Annotated in this window: 17 protein-coding genes and 2 riboswitches; of the genes, 11 read left to right on the plus strand and 6 right to left on the minus strand. The window is 36.3% G+C overall.

Annotated elements, in window-relative coordinates; genetic code table 11:
- Positions 1 to 42 precede the first annotated feature (42 nt).
- Positions 43 to 210: riboswitch (M-box (ykoK) riboswitch) on the minus strand.
- Between the two features lie 62 nt (positions 211 to 272).
- Both AB1I62_RS05075 and AB1I62_RS05080 read right to left on the minus strand, forming a co-directional pair.
- Positions 273 to 1052, minus strand: a complete 780-nt coding sequence (locus AB1I62_RS05075; RefSeq protein WP_002360638.1) for an ABC transporter ATP-binding protein — start codon at positions 1050 to 1052, stop codon at positions 273 to 275.
- Between the two features lie 88 nt (positions 1053 to 1140).
- The gene (locus AB1I62_RS05080; protein ID WP_025190697.1) at positions 1141 to 2913 is read right to left on the minus strand and encodes an ABC transporter permease subunit; all 1773 of its coding nucleotides are present in this window, start codon (positions 2911 to 2913) and stop codon (positions 1141 to 1143) included.
- Positions 2914 to 2957: 44 nt separating this feature from the next.
- Positions 2958 to 3125, minus strand: a riboswitch (M-box (ykoK) riboswitch).
- Positions 3126 to 3365: 240 nt separating this feature from the next.
- On the opposite strand from AB1I62_RS05080, the gene AB1I62_RS05085 reads away from it, so the two are divergent.
- The 4 genes from AB1I62_RS05085 (at position 3366) to AB1I62_RS05100 (ending at position 6788) form a co-directional block, all read left to right on the plus strand.
- Positions 3366 to 3935 (plus strand): adenylyl-sulfate kinase, encoded by a 570-nt coding sequence (locus AB1I62_RS05085; RefSeq protein ID WP_367019127.1) that lies wholly within the window; start codon positions 3366 to 3368, stop codon positions 3933 to 3935.
- A 46-nt stretch (positions 3936 to 3981) separates the two neighbouring features.
- Positions 3982 to 4497 (plus strand): AAA family ATPase, encoded by a 516-nt coding sequence (locus AB1I62_RS05090; protein WP_164978417.1) that lies wholly within the window; start codon positions 3982 to 3984, stop codon positions 4495 to 4497.
- A gap of 267 nt (positions 4498 to 4764) precedes the next feature.
- Positions 4765 to 6363, plus strand: coding sequence for an Nramp family divalent metal transporter (locus AB1I62_RS05095; RefSeq protein ID WP_002382010.1), 1599 nt, complete (start codon positions 4765 to 4767; stop codon positions 6361 to 6363).
- Complete coding sequence (locus AB1I62_RS05100; RefSeq protein WP_002358161.1) at positions 6363 to 6788, plus strand: universal stress protein; 426 nt, start codon at positions 6363 to 6365, stop codon at positions 6786 to 6788. Before AB1I62_RS05095 ends, AB1I62_RS05100 begins: the two co-directional genes overlap by 1 nt.
- A gap of 54 nt (positions 6789 to 6842) precedes the next feature.
- Here AB1I62_RS05100 and AB1I62_RS05105 read toward each other — a convergent pair whose 3' ends face one another.
- Positions 6843 to 8513, minus strand: coding sequence for a PucR family transcriptional regulator (locus AB1I62_RS05105; RefSeq protein WP_002358159.1), 1671 nt, complete (start codon positions 8511 to 8513; stop codon positions 6843 to 6845).
- 380 nt (positions 8514 to 8893) lie between these two features.
- Between AB1I62_RS05105 and AB1I62_RS05110 the strand changes: the two genes are divergently transcribed.
- The 5 genes from AB1I62_RS05110 (at position 8894) to AB1I62_RS05130 (ending at position 14232) form a co-directional block, all read left to right on the plus strand.
- Entirely contained in the window at positions 8894 to 10555 is a 1662-nt protein-coding gene (locus tag AB1I62_RS05110; RefSeq protein WP_033595472.1) for a peptide ABC transporter substrate-binding protein, read from the plus strand.
- Positions 10556 to 11806, plus strand: coding sequence for an amidohydrolase family protein (locus AB1I62_RS05115; RefSeq protein WP_002375250.1), 1251 nt, complete (start codon positions 10556 to 10558; stop codon positions 11804 to 11806). It begins immediately after the preceding gene.
- Entirely contained in the window at positions 11803 to 13020 is a 1218-nt protein-coding gene (locus AB1I62_RS05120; RefSeq protein WP_104880928.1) for an amidohydrolase, read from the plus strand. Before AB1I62_RS05115 ends, AB1I62_RS05120 begins: the two co-directional genes overlap by 4 nt.
- 234 nt (positions 13021 to 13254) lie before the next feature.
- Entirely contained in the window at positions 13255 to 13734 is a 480-nt protein-coding gene (locus AB1I62_RS05125) for a GAF domain-containing protein (protein WP_002360627.1), read from the plus strand.
- A 66-nt stretch (positions 13735 to 13800) separates the two neighbouring features.
- The gene (locus tag AB1I62_RS05130) at positions 13801 to 14232 is read left to right on the plus strand and encodes a VOC family protein (protein WP_002382065.1); all 432 of its coding nucleotides are present in this window, start codon (positions 13801 to 13803) and stop codon (positions 14230 to 14232) included.
- 45 nt (positions 14233 to 14277) lie between these two features.
- On the opposite strand, the gene AB1I62_RS05135 is transcribed toward AB1I62_RS05130, so the two are convergent.
- From AB1I62_RS05135 to galM, 3 genes are all read right to left on the minus strand, one after another.
- Positions 14278 to 14916 carry a sugar O-acetyltransferase gene (locus AB1I62_RS05135; protein ID WP_002365472.1) on the minus strand — a complete coding sequence of 213 codons (639 nt, stop codon included), beginning with the start codon at positions 14914 to 14916 and terminating at the stop codon, positions 14278 to 14280.
- A gap of 120 nt (positions 14917 to 15036) precedes the next feature.
- Positions 15037 to 15183 carry a hypothetical protein gene (locus tag AB1I62_RS05140; RefSeq protein WP_002384758.1) on the minus strand — a complete coding sequence of 49 codons (147 nt, stop codon included), beginning with the start codon at positions 15181 to 15183 and terminating at the stop codon, positions 15037 to 15039.
- A gap of 130 nt (positions 15184 to 15313) precedes the next feature.
- A complete protein-coding gene (galM, locus tag AB1I62_RS05145) occupies positions 15314 to 16318 on the minus strand; it encodes a galactose-1-epimerase (protein WP_202250987.1) in 1005 nt (334 codons plus the stop codon).
- A gap of 252 nt (positions 16319 to 16570) precedes the next feature.
- Here galM and AB1I62_RS05150 point away from each other — a divergent pair, with 252 nt between their 5' ends.
- Together AB1I62_RS05150 and galE are read left to right on the plus strand one after the other, a co-directional pair.
- Positions 16571 to 17734 (plus strand): galactokinase, encoded by a 1164-nt coding sequence (locus AB1I62_RS05150; RefSeq protein WP_048736919.1) that lies wholly within the window; start codon positions 16571 to 16573, stop codon positions 17732 to 17734.
- 15 nt (positions 17735 to 17749) lie between these two features.
- Positions 17750 to 18739 (plus strand): UDP-glucose 4-epimerase GalE, encoded by a 990-nt coding sequence (gene galE / locus AB1I62_RS05155; protein ID WP_163404198.1) that lies wholly within the window; start codon positions 17750 to 17752, stop codon positions 18737 to 18739.
- The last annotated feature ends 11 nt before the right edge of the window (positions 18740 to 18750 follow it).

An 18750-nucleotide genomic window follows, 5' to 3' on the forward strand; every position in this document is an offset into this window, starting at 1 on the left:
TAAATAAAAGTACTTAACTGATTGACTAGAGACTAAAAAGATACATCAACATGAACGTTGAGCTTTAGCACTATACAACGTAAAGATCACTCTTAGCTATTTTGAGAAAAGCCTTTTCCTCGACCAGTCTTGTTCTACTCATTGGTGTCTCTCGACATTTCTGAGCAATAGCCTATGTTTGTATAGGAGCCTCACCTAACTTATTACAAAGAAATAATAGTCTTTTAAGTAACTCTTTGTCAAGACATAAGCAGAAGTCAAAACAGTTCTATTTACAAATGAATGCGACGAACCATTTCTTCTGTTATTTGTTCTACAATATCAATGGTTGTTTTTGGCGAACGTTGATTTCTGGGGATATCGATTGAGTAAATTTTGGCAATACGACCAGGATTTGCATCCATTAATACAACCCGATCAGAAAGTTGAACTGCTTGTTGGACATCATGCGTGATCATCACAATTGATTTAGTCGCAATTTGATTGTTTAGCCAAATTTCTAATAAATCGTTGGATAATTGGCTGGCTGTAATGATATCTAAAGCTGAAAAAGGTTCGTCTAAGAGCAATAAGCTAGGTTCGATGGCTAAAGCACGAGCAAAGCCTACACGCTGTTTCATTCCACCAGATAACTCTCTGGGATAAGCTTTTTCAAAACCAGTTAAACCAATCATTTCAATGAGATTACTGACTCTTTTATTTATTTGTTCGCGAGAAATTTCTTTACGGTTTTCTAAGCCAAAGCTGATATTTTTTTCAACTGTCAACCAAGGAAAAAGGGCAAAATGTTGAAAAACCATGCCGATATTGGCATCAGGCTCATTAATGATTTTATCTTCAAAAGTAATTTCACCTCTAGTTGTACGAAGAAGTCCAGCGATACTTCTGAGCAACGTTGATTTTCCTGTTCCTGATTGTCCGATAATACTTAAAAATTCATTCGTTTTAACTGTTAAATCAATATTTTCAAGGACTTTTAAATGTTCTGAATGTCCTTCAATTTCAAATTCTTTATATACTGATTTTATGCTTAATAATTCTTTATTTTCCATCGTCTTATTAGATAGGTCAAGGTAAATCACCTATCGTTCTCCTCTCTAGTTTATCTTAAAAATTTAGTCGAGTTGAGTCGTCCAGCTATTAATAGTGAAATTTTTGTTTTGCTGCTCGATATAAAGGTTGCCAAACAAAGGCGATACATAAACCAACAACGAAACACATCGCTAAGGTTCCTAAGGCAGATTTATCTTTTACGCCATCGTTTGCCGCAATATATTGTCCTAGGCCAGTAACATCTATTGATTTTTTGCCCCATTGAATGCTTTCTGCTGCGATATCAGCGTTCCAAGCAGCACCAGCAGCGTTAATAATTGCTGTAATGAGGTAAGGTAAAATAGAAGGGATCAAAAATTTTGTCCACCATTGCCATTTAGATAATTTAAAAAGTTTGGTCACGTCACGAATATCATCAGGGATGGCTAAGTAGCCAGCAATTACATTAAAGAAAAAATACCATTGGCAACCAACCATGATGAGTGGTAAAATCCACCATTCTAATTTGTTGAAGCCCATACTAATAATCAACACAATGAATGGAGTATAAACATTTGACGGAATGGAGCCTAAAATTTGTCCAATCGGTTGAACGATACTTAAGCGCCGATTATCATTCGCAACCCAGATTGCTAAGGGAGTAAAGATAATGCCAGCAACGACCATAGCCAAGGTAACCCGTAGCGTAGTATAAAGTGTTAATCTAGGAATCATGCTGAAATCTTGATGGGGCAAGAAATGATAGAGCTTAATAGAACAATAAACCCCAATAATGGTTAAGCTGACATACCATAATGTTTTGAAGAAATGGCGTAATTTTGCTAGTAATCGATAGAGATAGTCTAGCTTGAAAAAGTACCAAACTTTTGGTAAATCGTAAATCCAAAAATGACTGAATTTCACAAAAGCTTTTGAAAAGTATTTCGTTAAAGTTGCTTTTTTTAATAAATGATAAATGATGGATTTAGGTGGCGTCGTACTTTCGACATCTGTTTCATATTTAAAATAATAAGTGGCTCGAACTAAAGGTTGAAAAACTAAAAAGTTTAAAATCACCACATTGATTAATAAGGCAAAAACAGCCCATAAACAGGATTTAAAGTCGGCTCGATTTAATGCTACTTGGATATAAGAACCAATTCCTGGTAAATAAAGGTTGGTTTCTTTAGGGAAGGCAACAGAAGCTTGCTCACTAGCCACCAAGGCAAACCAAGCCGCAGTTTGAGAAATAATAACGTTCCAAAGTAAGCCAGGAATTGAGTAAACAAATTCAAGACGCCAAAATTTTTCCCAAGCATTGTACTTGAACTGATCGGTCACATTGACTAGATCTGAAGGAATAACTTCCATTATTTGATAAAGGGTCAACATGATGTTCCAAGCTTGACCTGTGAAGATGGCAAAAATAGCAACCGCTTCTGCGCCCATCACATTTCCTGGAAATAAACCAAGTAACCAAGCAGTTGTAAAGGTCAAAAAGCCTAGTAATGGAACAGATTCAAGGAAATTAACTAATGGTAAAATGACTCTTCGTGCCGTTTTATATTTTACGGCTAAAATGCCAAAAATAAAGGAAAACAGGAAGGACCAAGCCATGCCTACAATCATTCGAAACATGGTTCGAATTGAAAAGTAAAAAAGATTTGATGGAGATAAGAAATCATCTGTTTTACTTGGTGTTGCGAGGAATTCTTCTGAGGGCAGGGTGTGAAGAGGGCGATTCATTTTTAGCCAAGAGAAGACGATGATAAAAATGAAAATGCCTAAAATGATGAGCAAGGTGAGATTCCCGATACTTTTAGCAAGTAGGGTATTTTTCTTAGATGATGCAGTGACAGCTTTCAATTTAAAAACCTCCAATTAATCATATTAAAGAGGTCGCCGAATAAAAGAAGAAGATTATAGGGTAATCACAATAATTGAGCTTTGGCTTTCTGAGACGTAAGAAAAAAATTCTAGTTATCTTAGGAAAGCCTTAATTCGACAATCCCTGCTTTACTCGTTACTGTCTCTCGACATTTCCGAGCGATAACCTGTGTTCTTCAGAGTAACCTCACCTAATATGATTCTATTTGATTTACATGCTTATCATACTCGTGACTAAAAATAAAACAATTTCTAGCTGGTTATACCTGAATGACTGTTTGTTGTTATTCTATTCAATCATTCTTAAAAAGATTGCCCACATTCTGTTTTTTTAGGGGGAAATTATCAGATGAGTATGTTATGTAACCCAAGGTGAATAGCATAGGATGTTGTATTTTTAGTTTGTCTCGTTTACTGTTAAAGATGTAAGTAGTAACTATACGTGCATGGATAAAATTTTGGGAGGTAGTGTATTGAAAACAAAAGTGATAGTAATTAGCGGTGTGACAGCAAGTGGAAAAACGACACTCATTAATGCTTTATCTGATACTGTTGAAAATGCTTATGTACTTTCATTCGATGATTATAGTATTGATGCTTTGCCATCGGCACCATCCCATGCTTTTTTATTAAAAAATTTCAACGTTGCAGTCAATTTATTCGATATTACCCAGTTAATGAAAGACTTTTTTTCTGTGAATGCTCAAGGCAAATTTAACTATATTTTTATAGACTTTCCATTTGGCTATTTACACGATGATTTGAAGCCTTTTATTGATATTGTGATCTACCTGAAAACGCCATTAGATGTTTGTTTTGCTCGCCAAGTGATTAGAGATTATTCTTATTCTCAAGGAGAAAGTATTATTAAGTGGGCCCATAACTATTCAAATAATGTTAGACCAATATTTATAGAACATGAAAAAAATGTATCAGCAAGTTCAGACTATCTTTTAGATGGCACACATAGCGTAGATGAACAAATAAAAAAGATAAAAAAATTAAAAGTAATCTAGCACCTATATGAAACAACAAAGAAATTTGTTCAGAAGAAAGGAAATTATGATGATTATTTGGTTAAACGGTGCGTTTGGAGCCGGAAAAACGACCATCGCACATGAGTTACAACAAAAACTTCCTAATGCAATCATTTATGATCCAGAAATTATTGGTAGTGCATTGATGGAGTTAGTTCCCGAAGAAATGAAAGAAAATGATTTTCAAGAGTATCAGGAATGGCGTTGCTGGAATGCTCATTTATTAAAACGAATGTCCAAAGAGTCTGGACGGCCGATTATTGTTCCAATGACCCTTTATAAAAAGGAATATGAAGAAGAGCTGATTGGATATCTGAGACGAGCAGGCATTGACGTTTACCATTTTTTGTTAGCGGTCGAGAAAGAAGAAATTTTACAAAGATTATTGAAAAGAAATGATGGAACTTTTGAATGGGGGAAAAATAAGTTGCCCGAAGTACTTGAAGGTTTTCGTCAGATTCAGTTTACCGAGATTCTTAGAAATCATTCAGCTGACACGATAGAAATTGTAGCAACCATTCTTAATAGAGTAACCGAATAAAAGCAAAATAAGGGACCTAAGTTGAAATGACTTAGGTCCTTTATTTTCTACTTCTTAAGATAATCAACTACCAGCTACCCTAATTTCTTCAAACTTTAAGACTACACATTTACGACAATCTATTTTTACACTGTCAAAATTTTCTTTCAAGTCTTGCATTTTGTTATTTTTAGCAGTATATTTTAGGTGTACCTAAAATATATTAGAGGTTAACCTTCTGATAGAGGGGCCTTTTAAAATTATTGCAAAACGAAAGAAGGAATTGAATTGAAAAATTCAGAAGAACATGAACCAAAGCAAAGACATCATTTGATTGAATATGCAAATGGTCCTTCGCTTGAAGAAATTAATGGCACCATTGACGTGCCTAAAAATATGAGTTTTTGGAAAACGTTATTTGCTTACTCAGGTCCAGGAGCATTGGTAGCAGTGGGGTATATGGATCCAGGAAACTGGTCTACTTCAATTACTGGGGGACAAAATTTTCAATATTTATTGATGTCGATTATTTTAATTTCCAGTTTGATTGCAATGTTGCTCCAATATATGGCTGCTAAATTAGGTATTGTTTCACAGATGGATTTAGCACAAGCGATTCGTGCTAGAACTAGTAAGACGTTAGGTATTGTATTATGGATTTTAACAGAGTTAGCAATTATGGCTACAGATATCGCTGAAGTTATCGGGGGCGCAATTGCCTTATATTTATTATTTCATATTCCTTTAGGGCTGGCTGTCTTCATTACGGTATTTGATGTTTTACTTTTGTTGTTATTGACAAAAATTGGTTTTAGAAAAATTGAAGCTATTGTTGTTGCTTTAATTGTTGTTATTTTTGTGATTTTTGCTTATCAAGTGGCATTGTCAAATCCAGTATGGGGAGATGTAATTAAAGGGCTGGTTCCTAGCGCAGAAGCTTTTTCTACATCACATGCGGTGAATGGGCAAACGCCACTGACAGGTGCATTGGGGATTATTGGTGCAACAGTGATGCCTCATAATTTGTATTTACATTCTTCTGTTGTACAAAGTCGTAAAATTGATCGTAAAGATAAAACCGATATTCAACGCGCTTTACGCTTTTCAACTTGGGATTCTAATATTCAATTAACGATGGCATTTTTTGTTAACTCTTTGTTATTGATTATGGGTGTGGCCGTTTTTAAATCCGGTAGTGTCAAAGATCCTTCATTCTTTGGTTTGTTTGATGCTTTATCAAATCCAGCGGTTATGAGTAATTCTATTTTAGCGCATATTGCAGGTTCTGGAATTTTATCGATTTTATTTGCGGTAGCCTTATTGGCATCAGGACAAAATTCAACAATTACAGGAACGTTAACTGGTCAAATCATTATGGAAGGCTTTATTCATATGCGCGTGCCAATTTGGTTACGTCGGATGGTCACACGTTTGTTATCTGTTATTCCTGTCTTAATCTGTGTTTTAATGACCAGCGGGAAAAGTACAGTGGAAGAGCATATTGCGATTAATAATTTAATGAACAATTCACAAGTTTTTCTAGCATTTGCTTTGCCATTTTCGATGTTGCCTTTACTGATGTTTACAGATAGCCGTGTTGAAATGGGTGAACATTTTAAAAACTCGTGGTTAATTAAATTATTAGGCTGGGTTTCTGTCATTGGCTTAATTTACCTCAATATGAAAGGCTTACCTGATCAAATTGAAGGATTCTTCGGTGATAATCCGACAGCGAGTCAAATTACGTTAGCCGATAATATTGCTTATGTCATCATAGCACTCGTCATCCTCTTGTTAGTTTGGACGGTTGTAGAATTATATAAAGGCGATAAACGATACGCACAGCAGCTTGCAGCTATGGAGCAACAAGTAGAGGAGGTTAAATAATGAAATTTTCAAAAATTATGGTTGGTGTTGAAGAGTCGCCAGATGCGTTAAAAGCATTTCATTATGCTATCCAAAAAGCAAAAGAAGAACAAGCTGAATTGGTTATTGTTTCGATTTTAGAAGAGAAAGAGATTAATGTTTATCAATCGTTAGATAAAAATTATTGGCAAGAACAGTTGGCGAAATTAGAGAAACAAACGGAAAAATATCAACAAGAAGCGTTAGCGAATGGCATCGATAAAGTAAGTGTAATTGTCAATGAAGGAAACCCAGGGGAATTAATTATTAATAAGCTTATTCCTTTGAATAAACCAGATTTGTTAATTATTGGCTCCAAGTCAACTAGCAAATTAAAAAGCTTTTTTGGTAGCCAAGCAGCTTATATGGCTCGATATGCCCCAATTTCTGTAATGATTATTCGCTAACAAAATTGAAACAGTTAAAAAAGCCGCCACGATTTACTATTCGTGGTGGCCTTTTTATAGTAATTTTTGTTTATATAAATAAACAGCCAAACTTAGTTGTAGCGAACTATCAGGAAATTCTAAAGTTAAGTGAAGAATCTCTTCTATTTTTTTTAAGCGGTAAATAATTGTATTACGATGTACATACATATTTGTGGCAGTCAACGAAATATTTTTATTCGATTGAAAGTAGGTATTGATGGTTTCTAGTAGGGAACTTTCATGTTTTTGATCTTCTTTTTCTAATGGTTCAATCAATCGTTGATATATTTTTTGTTTGGCTTGTTTGGTCAGGGTTTCGATCATTAAACGATAAAAAAAGAGGTCATCATAATTCAAAATAGTTCGTTGTTGTAATTCTTGACTTGCTTGTGCTAAGTGGAATGTTTCTTGTGCTAATTTATAAGAATCACACAGATTGGTGATTTTTTTGACAGTTGGACCAATCGCTAATTTAAATGATAATTTTGGATTCAGTTTCATTAGTTGCTCTAGTAAATTCTTGGCAAGATGAGTGGTTTGTGCAAGGTAGGTGGCTTCCTCTTGTGCTGGATTTTCTAGTAATAAAATAAAGCCAGTTTGTGTAGGAAAGGCAGTAATTTTTTGTCGATATCCTTCTAAAATATGATTCAATTGATGGCCAATGCTATTCATTTGAATAGTCGGATTAAACAGTTGTTCCAATTGTTCAATGGCTACAAGCAAGAGACTAAATGTATCTTTTTCATTTAATTGCAGATAATTACTAAATTCTTGCCAAGCTTGAGGATTGGTATTTTTTTCTTGGATAAGGTCTTGAAACAGCGCCCCGATCTTTTGCCTCGTTGTTAAATTTTCCGAAGATTCTAATTGAAGTTGTGGTAAAAGGTAGTGAGCACAGACCTCCACAGATAATAAATCAATCGTCTGTAATTTTTTGGTAGTTTGCCAAATCACTAAGTAAGATAAGCTGAGATTTTTCTTTTTGATGGGTAAAATTCGCAAAGATAACTGATGGTTCGCTAAGGAAAATTCAACAGTCAATGGTTCTTTATAAAATAATAGTAGCTCATTGTTCTGGGCTTTTAAAGCTGTCTCAAACTGTTTTTTGAGAGTCGCGTTGTTTAAAATACTGGTGATTCTTGTTGGCGCATCAGGTAAATCAAAATGATTCATAATCTGAAAACGCTCATCTAAAAGCATTACAGGCGCTTGAATCGCGGCACTTAATACTTCCAGTAATTGGGTACTTTTTCCGCCAGCTTTGATAATTGTATAAAATTTATTATGCATATGAACAGAATGTTGGCTAATCGTTTCGTCAGGTTGATTGACTCGGCGATTGACCAATGAAATAATTTGAGAAAAGTTGTAATTATAAGGGATTGAGAGAATTGGTAAGCCGACGTCATTCGCTAATTGGATCATCTCTTGTGGAACTTCATTGAAATAGCGTTGGACTTTAAAGCCTAGAGCAGCGCAGTTCATATTTGCTAGTTCTTGAATAAGACGTTTTTGCAAGCAAGGCTGATCTTTGAAAATATAGCCGGTAGTTAATAAAATTTCTCCTGGCGTTAACCAGTCAAAAGCATCAGGATTTTCTAAAATATTTGCTTGTAGAATTGGCGCATCTAAATTGGTTTCGTGCGTCAATAAGGTTAAACCAGGTAGTTCTTCTGCATGGAGTAGATCATTGACCGTCATCATTAGCAAAGCCTCCTTTTGTATGAATTATCTAAAAATTAAGTGTATTTATTGTAAGATGTTACAAAACTATTTTAGGGAAAATAAGGTATCCTTATACTAATAGAAAAAAGTTCCAAGTCATCACGTGATTGGTAGTCACAAGTGACCAAATAAGAACAATCAGCGCTTACAACCTATAGAAACGCATCGTTTAAAGATATAGCAATAGTATACTTAATTTTTAATGCTTTTACTATTGTTTCAGCTACTTTAAATTTCTCAAGTATTTCTATAATCTGTAAGTTTTTTGAGACTCTTATCAGATATGCTTCTTTTTCTATATTTTATCAGAAAATTCTGGTAAATTTGAAGGTTATAGTTTGTAAAATGGAGGGATCGGTATGAAGAAATTAAAAATGTTAGGATGCGTCGGTTTGCTTTTAGCTTTAACGGCTTGTCAGGCGGGAACGGGAAACTCGGCTGATAGTAACAAAGCAGCGGAACAAAAAATTGCAATTAGTTCTGAAGCGGCTATTTCGACAATGGAACCACACACAGCGGGGGATACGACCTCGACTTTAGTCATGAATCAAGTTTATGAAGGACTCTATGTTTTAGGTAAAGAAGATGAATTAGAGTTGGGGGTCGCTGCCGAAGAACCAGCGATTTCTGAAGATGAAACCGTTTATACATTTAAGATTAGAGAAGATGCCAAATGGTCGAATGATGATCCAGTAACAGCAAATGACTTTGTTTATGCATGGCAACAAGTTGCTTCCCCTAAATCAGGATCGATTCATCAAGCTTTATTTTTTGATGTCATTAAAAATGCTAAGGAAATTGCCTTAGAAGGCGCAGATGTGAATACTCTTGGGGTTAAGGCGCTAGATGATAAAACGTTAGAAATAACTTTAGAGCGGCCTACCCCTTATTTGAAATCATTACTTTCGTTTCCTGTTTTGTTTCCACAAAATGAAAAATATATCAAAGAACAAGGGGATAAATATGCCACTGATGCAGAACATTTGATTTATAATGGTCCTTTTAAATTGAAAGAATGGGATAATGCCTCTTCCGATGACTGGACCTACGAAAAAAATGATACGTATTGGGATGCTGAAAAAGTTAAATTAACAGAAGCAAAAGTTTCAGTAATTAAGAGCCCAACGACAGCGGTGAATTTGTTTGACTCGAATGAATTGGATGTAGTGAATAAGCTAAGTGGTGAATTTATTCCTGGTTATGTTGATAATCCAGCCTTTCTTTCAATTCCTCAATTCGTCACATACTTTTTAAAAATGAACAGCGTTCGTGATGGAAAAGAAAATCCGGCTTTAGCGAACAACAATATTCGTAAAGCGTTGGCACAAGCTTTTGATAAAGAAAGTTTTGTAAAAGAAGTCTTGCAAGATCAATCAACGGCTACAGATCAAGTAATTCCGCCGGGACAAACGATTGCGCCAGATGGAACAGATTTCACAAAACTAGCTGCTAAGAAAAATAACTATTTAACCTACGATACAGCGAAAGCAAAAGAATTCTGGGAAAAAGGGAAAAAAGAAATTGGGCTGGATAAAATCAAATTAGAATTTTTAACAGATGATACAGACAGCGCCAAAAAAGCTGCTGAGTTTTTCCAATTTCAATTGGAAGAAAATCTAGACGGATTAGAAGTGAATGTTACTCAAGTTCCTTTTACTATTCGTGTTGATCGTGATCAAACGAGAGACTACGATTTAGAATTATCTGGTTGGGGAACCGATTATCGTGATCCATTAACAGTTATGCGCATCTTTACTTCGGATAGTACCTTGGGCGGCGTAACGTTCAAGAGTGATACGTATGATCAATTAATCCAAGAGACTAGAACAACACATGCGGCTAATCAAGAGGCTCGTTTAAATGACTTTGCTCAAGCACAAGATATTTTGGTGAATCAGGAAACGGTTTTAGCACCAATCTACAATCGAAGCATTTCTGTATTAGCTAATCAAAAAATCAAGGATCTGTATTGGCATTCATTTGGACCTACGTACAGTTTAAAATGGGCTTATGTTAACTAATTGAATGAAGGTAGGAAGGGGTTTGTCATGCTTTTAAAAAACTGTAAATTAGAAACAGGATTTTCTACTGTGAATCAGCGAATTGTTGCGACAGAAACAGCTAGCTATGATATTCGAATTGAAAACGAGGTCTGTACTGCGGTCGCACCGCAGTTAAGGCCTTTAGAGAACGAAACAGTTATCGATGTGAATCAGCAACTCGTTTTACCTGCTCTAAGAGAAATGCATATTCATATTGATAAAACGTATTTTGGGGGACCTTGGAAGGCCTGTCGTCCACTAACGAAAGGAATTTTAACACGTATTGAAGAAGAAACTTGGCTGTTACCTGAACAATTACCAACTAGTTTAGAACGTGCTTGCCAAGTTATTGAGCAGTATATTCAACAAGGCCATTATCATATTCGCAGTCATTGTAATGTAGATCCATCTATTGGAACGAAACATATTGAAATCACTAAAGAAGCATTTAGTCGATATGAACAATACATTACTCATGAAATTGTGGCTTTTCCTCAACACGGATTACTCCGCTCACAAGTCGAACCTTTGATGCGCGAAGCCTTACGCATGGGGGCAACTCATGTCGGCGGCGTTGATCCAGCCCTTGTGGATCGTCATGTGGATCATTCAATCGCAAAAATATTTGAATTAGCTACCACATTTAATAAAAAAATTGATGTTCATTTACACGCCCGTGATACTTTGGGACTTTATGAATTTAATAAATTTGTTGATTATACAGAACAAGCAAAGATGTTTGGCAAAGTCACTTTAAGTCATGCTTTAGCCTTAGGGAGCTTAGAAGAAGCAGCAATTAGAGACATTGCGCAAAAATTCATCGAAACAGGTATTGATTTGACTTCGACTGTACCAATTGGAATGCCCACCATGCCGATTCCAACCTTGGTTGAACAAGGTGTTAAGATCTCCGTGGCTCATGACAGTTTGACGGATCATTGGTCGCCTTTTGGCAGTGGCAATACAATAGAAAAATTAAATACAGCCGCTCAAAGATTTAAAATTAGCGATGAGTATCGCTTGAATCGTTTATGGGGCTTAGCGAGTAATTTTGTAACGCCTCTTGATCCTAACGGGCAGCGAGTTTGGCCTAACGTCGGCGATTCTGCAGATTTCCTACTATTTAATGCTGAGAGCACTGCTCACGTGATTGCACGCCAACAGCCAATCCAACAACTGATACTAAAAGGACAACTGGTTGAAGCCGTTCAAAAGGGGGAAAGAGAATGACAGCATCCATTGTTTATTTGAATAATGTTCGTTTAGAAACTGGTTTTGCTAAAGACCACCACGAATTAACGTATACTAAAACCGCACGCTATACTTTAGCGATTCAAGAAGGGAAAATCCAAGCGATTATTCCGCAAAATCAAGTCACTGAAAAGCAACAAGGCACTGATTTAAACGGACAACTGGCTATTCCCACTTTTCAAGAGAGCCATAATCACTTAGATAAAACCTACCTTTCATTAGGCTGGCGTGCTAGCCAACCTGTTAAGAATTTAAAAGAGCGTTTAGCAGACGAAGCCAGTGAACTTAAATTGTTAGCGCCGTCAACAGAACAACGAGCGACGGCCATGATTGAAAAATTGATTGGTTATGGAGCCTCTTATATTCGGACACATGTCAACATTGATCCTTATGTAGAACTAGAAAACTTTTGGGGCGTCAAAAGAGCCTTAGAAAAATATGCGCATGTGATTGATTATGATATTGTTGTCTTTCCACAGCATGGATTATTAAAAAATCCCCACACGGTTTTACTCATGAGAGAAGCCCTAAAAAATGGTGGAACAATGGTTGGCGGTTTAGATCCTGCAGGCATTGATTATGCAATTGAAGAATCTTTAGAAACCATTTTCGATCTGGCAGAAAAATTTCAAGTAGGAATCGATATCCACTTGCATGATACGGGGGAAGTTGGCGTTTATACAATTGATAAATTTTTAGACATTTTAGAAGAACGAAAATTTACTCAGCCAACCGCTATCAGTCACGCCTTTGCGCTGCTAGATGTACGACCAGCAGAAAAAGAAAAACTATACCAACGCTTGGCAACGCATCAAACGGCGATTATGTCTACAATTCCTTATGATCCTCGTTATTTATTGCCACCAATTGATGTGTTACGTCAAGCTGGTGTATCGGTTCATTTAGGTAGTGATGGCTTTTTTGACTCTTGGAGTTCTAATGTTTCAGGTGATTTATTTGAAAAATTACGTAATTTTTGTGAAATGACAGGAAAGATTACAGAAGAGCAACTTACTCAAGCTTACGTCCATGGCTGCGGCAAAGAAGCACCTTTTTCATTTGAAGAAGAACGCCTTTGGTTTACAGAAGGCGACGAAGCAAACTTTATTTTTACAGAAGCAGCTTCTACAGCAGAAGTGATTGCTAGAAAACCACAGAAACGCCAGATTATGTTGAAAGGACAATGGGTTTAACTTGCTTTAAAATTAGGTAGAAATAGAATGCTAAAAAGCCAAACAGAGGAAACAGGGTTCAGCTCTGAGCAACGCATAGTGTCAGTCCTGCGGTTACTCGTCACAGTTTAATCCTTATAAAGTACTTCTGCTCACAACGTGTATCAGCTTTTCAAGTTTGTTTGACTCACTTTAACATAGCACTTTTGCGTATCTTCCTTTATAATAAGACAAAATGAAGGAGATGAACCAAGCATGACTGAACAAACGAGAGAAAACAAAAAAGCAGCCTACGAATTGTGCTTACAACAATTGAGCGGTTTGTTAGAAATAGAAACGGATGCTATTGCAAATTTAGCAAACTCATCCGCGTTACTTGCACAAACATTACCAGATACCGTTTTTGCTGGGTATTATTTATATAAAGATGAAGAATTAGTTTTGGGGCCTTTTCAAGGGAAAGTCTCTTGTACCAGAATTAAAATGGGCAAAGGTGTCTGTGGTGAGTCCGCGGAAAAACAAGCTACATTGATTGTTGATAACGTGAAGACACACGCCAATTATATTTCTTGCGACTCAGCTGCGATGTCTGAAATCGTTGTACCGATGGTAAAAAATCATCAATTGGTCGGTGTTTTAGATATTGATAGTGGTGTAACAAATAGCTATGATGCGGTTGACCAACTGTATTTGGAAAAATTTGTTACCTTATTGCTAGAAAAATCAGATTTTTAAGCAGACTATTTTTGCTTTCTGACAAATCATGAGAAAATAAAGTATAAAATTTGATCATGAAAGAAGGTGAGTCATTTGTTAGAGCTATATATAAATTTTAAAGGTGAAGCAAAAGAAGCAATCGCGTTCTATGAAGATGTTTTTGATACAAAATGTCAAAATTTAATGACTTTTGGCGAAGCACCTGAAGATCCTGAGCATCCTATAAACGACGAGATAAAGGATTTAGTGATGAACGCAAGTATCATTATTGAAGGAACCTATGTAATGATTTCAGATGTTCCTGATATGTTTGGTTTTGAAGTTACGGAAGGAAATAACCTTTCGCTCGTGGTTAGCACAGATGATGATGAAAAAATTGATCGCTTATTTAAACGATTATCTGAAGGTGGCACTGTTACAATGCCATTATCTGAAACTTTTTGGTCCAAAAAGTATGGTTCCCTAAAAGATCAGTTTGGCATCCATTGGATGTTTAATTATTATGAAGAAGATTAAAATAAAAAATCCCCAATCCGTTATTTTCATTGGATTGGGGATTTTTTATTCATGAAAGAATTGCTTCTTAGCGATTTGATACTGCCGTTGCTTTTCTGTCCAAAATTGCTGATCGTTTTCATCAATTTTGCGAATGACTTTTGCTGGATTGCCCCCAACAATCGTGTTGGCAGGAACGTCTTTTGTAACCACAGCACCAGCAGCGACAATAGCATTTTTTCCAATTGTAACGCCAGGTAAAATGGTGGCACTTCCGCCAATCCACACGTTATCTTCAACAATAATTGGCGTCCCGAATTCTAATTCTGCAGTTCGAATCGTTGGATCAATTGGATGGCCGGCAGTATAAAAACTAGCACGAGGGCCAACCATGACATTATCACCGAAGATGATTTTGTTTACATCTAAAAAAATGCAATCCATATTTGCATAAAAATTTTCTCCTACCTCAATATGGCGACCGTAATCTACATAGAGGGGTGGGGTGATATATAACTCATTGCCAGTTTTTCCTAATAATTCTTTTTCTAGGGCCACAATTTCTTTCACATTATCGATAGGAAGTTGATTGATTTTTTGAGCTAACACCTTGCCTTTTGTTGATTTATTTTCGGGTAAAATGGTGGGGGCGTAATATAATTCACCTTTTAACATTTGCATATAATCAAAGTCATTTTGTTTCATGTAAGCGCTCCTTTAGGCTTTTTCTCTATTGTATCAAATCAATACAATAAGTCGAGGAATATGTAAAATAAAAAAGGATAGATAGCAAAATAGCCTTGCTTATCTATCCTTTACCTAAGGTTATCCAATTTTTTTAACTCTCCCGCCAATTTTATCTGCTAATTTTTGTGCTTCTTTTTCAGAGTGGTAAACTAAACAACCTGATTTATCTCGCGTACGTTTACCATCTGCAGTTAAATAGCCATGAAAAAATTTGATTGCATACATAGACATCACCACCTTTCTAATTGAAAATAGTGTAAATGGAGCGATTAAAAATGTCAAATAATAGAAGTGCTCTTAACCATTCTTATCTTTTTTAGTTCGAAGATAAGCTTGGTTAAGAGCATCATTTCACTTAATAAATTAGTTTGAAACGGGTCGTTGAGTGAAATTCCTGTTCAGGTGAGAGGGTGATAGAACCGAACAACGGAAATCTTTCAGCACCAGGACAGACTTGGGTTTCAAATGTGAGCGCTCCGTGATTGACTAATTTTTGCCCTTGAATATCGGGACCGTTATCAGCAAAATTTGCTGAAAAAATAACAACTGAAGGTTGATCAGTGAACATCTCTAAGGTGATATCTTTAGTAGGACTTTTTAAGATAACATCCGGGTTAATTAAATCATGATTGGTTAAGATGAAAGGGTGATCGAAGCCGTTCATCTTTTGGATTTGTTCATCGTTACTTGAAAAAACCTCAGCTAATTTTTTAGGTTTTTGTAAATCAAAAGCTGTCTGGTCGACGGAAGCTAATTCTCCAAGCGGTAAAACTCTTTCATCAAGCGGGACAAACTTTTGGGCATTTATTTGTAACTCATGCGCATCAATGGGAATTGCAGGATTTCCAGTTAAATTAAAGTAGACATGATTGGTTGGATTAAAAAGTGTTTGTTCATCTGTAATTGCCTGATACTCAATTTGCCATTCATTTTCTTCAGTCAATGTATACGTGACTGAAACAGTGAGATTTCCAGGAAAACCATTTTCACCAGCAGGACTCTCTAGCCAAAATTTCACAGAAGGATTCGCTTGTGCCTCTTGGATTTCGCTGTGCCATTTTTTACTTTCAAACCCAGGTGTGCCGCCGTGAAGTGTTGTTTGAGTAGGAGTATTAATCATCGTTTGATACGTTTTACCCGCTAGTTCAAAGGAGCCATCGGCAATTCGACCAGCTGTTCGACCAATTGTTGCACCAAAATATAAGTCTTTAGACAAATATTCATCTGCTGAGGGAAAGCCTAGCACGAGTGATCGGGATTCATTTTTTGTAAGAGGAACGTCGAGCGCAACAATTCGCGCACCAAAATCTGTTGCTTTTAAAGTCACACCATTTTTATTCGTCAGTGTGTAAAGAAGCATTCCTTGTCCAAATGATTCAGTTGAAATAGTCAAAATAATCAATCCTTCCTTTAAGTAAATATTTAGTAAATTTAATTTTGTTTTTTAGATTATTTAAATAGTCGAAAAGAAACACTAAGAAAATAAATCTTTATTTAATTGTATTGTACACGTTTTCAACCGAAATGACAATTAAGGAAATATTAAGTAAATATTTGCAAAAGTTTAGTAAATATTATACAATTTGTTTACTAGTGAAAGGAGCGATTAGTGATGGAAGAACTGTTAATGAATCGATTTGTAGAAATATTTGGTGAGAAAGGGACAGCCTGTTATTTTGCCCCTGGAAGAATTAATTTGATTGGTGAACATACAGATTACAATGGCGGTCATGTTTTCCCAGCGGCTATTACGTTAGGGACATTTGGTGTGGCAAGAAAAAGAGACGACCAAAAAATTCGGATGTTTTCTGATAATTTTAAAGAGGTTGGTCTCATCGAATTTTCATTAGAAGATTTAAACTATTCAGATTCAGATGATTGGGCAAATTATCCGAAAGGCGTTTTAAATTACTTGATTGAAAGCGGACACAATATTGATTCTGGCTTAGATGTGCTCTTCTACGGTACGATTCCTAATGGTGCTGGCTTGTCTTCTTCTGCTTCTATTGAACTTTTAATGGGGACGATCTGTAATGATTTATATGCTTTACACTGTCCAATGCTTGAATTGGTGCAAATCGGTAAAAAAGTGGAGAATGAATTTATTGGCGTTAATTCAGGAATTATGGACCAATTTGCCGTAGGGATGGGAGAAAAAGATCAAGCTATTCTACTAGATACCAATAATATGCACTATGAAATGGTTCCCGCCAAATTAGGTGAGTATACGATTGTCATTATGAATACTAACAAACGTCGTGAATTAGCAGATTCAAAATATAATGAACGCCGTGCAGAATGCGAAGAAGCCGTTCGTTTGCTTCAAAAAGAGTTATCTATTGAATTTTTAGGTGAATTAGACAGCGAGACATTTGAACAATATCAAGTATTGATTGGAGATCCAACGTTGATTAAACGAGCGCGTCATGCCGTCACAGAAAATGAACGAACTTTATTGGCAAAACAAGCGCTAACTGAAGGGGATTTGGAAGAATTTGGCTTATTATTAAATGCCTCACATCGTTCGCTAAAAGAAGATTACGAAGTAACTGGCATTGAGTTAGATACCTTAGTGGCTTGTGCGCAAGAACAACCAGGCGTTTTGGGCGCACGGATGACTGGTGCAGGGTTTGGCGGTTGTAGTATTGCTTTGGTACCAAAGCAAAATATAGATGCATTTATTGAAGCTGTTGGCCAGAGTTATCAAGATAAAATTGGCTATGCTGCTGATTTTTATCCTGCATCAATTGATGATGGTGCCAGAAAGTTATTTTAGAAAGGAAGGCTTTAAATGTCTATTTTAGTATTAGGCGGCGCAGGCTACATTGGCTCACATGCCGTCGATCAATTAATTTCAAAAGGATATGCCGTTGTTGTTGTTGATAATTTATTAACGGGACATCGTTCAGCAGTTCATGAACAAGCGACTTTCTATGAAGGCGATATTCGTGATAAAACTTTTTTACGTAGTGTCTTTGAAAAGGAATCAATTGAAGGGGTGTTGCACTTTGCGGCCAATTCTTTAGTAGGAGAATCCGTGGAGAAACCGTTAATGTATTTCAATAACAATGTTCACGGCACTCAAATTGCCTTGGAAGTTATGCAAGAATTCGGAGTGAAACACATTGTTTTTTCTTCCACAGCGGCCACTTATGGCGAACCAAAAGCAATGCCTATTACAGAAGAAACCCCAACGAATCCTAAAAATCCGTATGGGGAAAGTAAATTAATGATGGAAAAAATCATGAAATGGTGCGACAACGCTTATGGAATGAAATATGTTGCTTTGCGTTATTTTAATGTTGCAGGAGCAAAAAAAGATGCCTCAATTGGTGAGGATCACACGCCAGAAACGCATATTGTGCCAATTATTTTACAAGTGGCATTAGGCCAACGAGCAGAGCTAAGTATTTTTGGGGATGATTATGATACACCAGATGGCACGTGCATTCGAGATTATGTTTATATTGAAGACTTGATTGCAGCACATATTTTGGCTTTAGAATATTTGAAAAATGGCGGCGAAAGTGACGTCTTTAACCTGGGAAGCAACAACGGCTATTCTGTTAAAGAAATGTTAGATGCTGCTCGCGAAGTGACAGGTCAAGAAATCCCTGCGAGAATCGCGCCACGCCGAGCAGGGGATCCTAGTACGTTAATTGCTTCTAGTGAAAAAGCCAAACGAGTTTTAGGCTGGCAACCAGAAGTAACTGAGGTCAAGGACATTATCGCCACCGCTTGGCAATGGCATGTGAAACATCCTCAAGGCTATAATGAATAGGAGAACATCAG

The organism is Enterococcus sp. AN402 (assembly GCF_040719405.1).
GTDB classification, from domain to species: domain Bacteria; phylum Bacillota; class Bacilli; order Lactobacillales; family Enterococcaceae; genus Enterococcus; species Enterococcus faecalis.

Coding starts and splice junctions, on each gene's coding strand:
- AB1I62_RS05110 (WP_033595472.1), top strand. CDS start 8,894: ATGAAGAAATTAAAAATGTTAGGATGCGTCGGTTTGCTTTTAGCTTTA.
- AB1I62_RS05125 (WP_002360627.1), top strand. CDS start 13,255: ATGACTGAACAAACGAGAGAAAACAAAAAAGCAGCCTACGAATTGTGC.
- AB1I62_RS05075 (WP_002360638.1), bottom strand. CDS start 1,052: ATGGAAAATAAAGAATTATTAAGCATAAAATCAGTATATAAAGAATTT.
- galE (WP_163404198.1), top strand. CDS start 17,750: ATGTCTATTTTAGTATTAGGCGGCGCAGGCTACATTGGCTCACATGCC.
- AB1I62_RS05140 (WP_002384758.1), bottom strand. CDS start 15,183: ATGTATGCAATCAAATTTTTTCATGGCTATTTAACTGCAGATGGTAAA.
- AB1I62_RS05150 (WP_048736919.1), top strand. CDS start 16,571: ATGGAAGAACTGTTAATGAATCGATTTGTAGAAATATTTGGTGAGAAA.
- AB1I62_RS05090 (WP_164978417.1), top strand. CDS start 3,982: ATGATGATTATTTGGTTAAACGGTGCGTTTGGAGCCGGAAAAACGACC.
- galM (WP_202250987.1), bottom strand. CDS start 16,318: ATGCTTCTTTACACACTGACGAATAAAAATGGTGTGACTTTAAAAGCA.
- AB1I62_RS05120 (WP_104880928.1), top strand. CDS start 11,803: ATGACAGCATCCATTGTTTATTTGAATAATGTTCGTTTAGAAACTGGT.
- AB1I62_RS05105 (WP_002358159.1), bottom strand. CDS start 8,513: ATGATGACGGTCAATGATCTACTCCATGCAGAAGAACTACCTGGTTTA.
- AB1I62_RS05100 (WP_002358161.1), top strand. CDS start 6,363: ATGAAATTTTCAAAAATTATGGTTGGTGTTGAAGAGTCGCCAGATGCG.
- AB1I62_RS05135 (WP_002365472.1), bottom strand. CDS start 14,916: ATGAAACAAAATGACTTTGATTATATGCAAATGTTAAAAGGTGAATTA.
- AB1I62_RS05085 (WP_367019127.1), top strand. CDS start 3,366: ATGGATAAAATTTTGGGAGGTAGTGTATTGAAAACAAAAGTGATAGTA.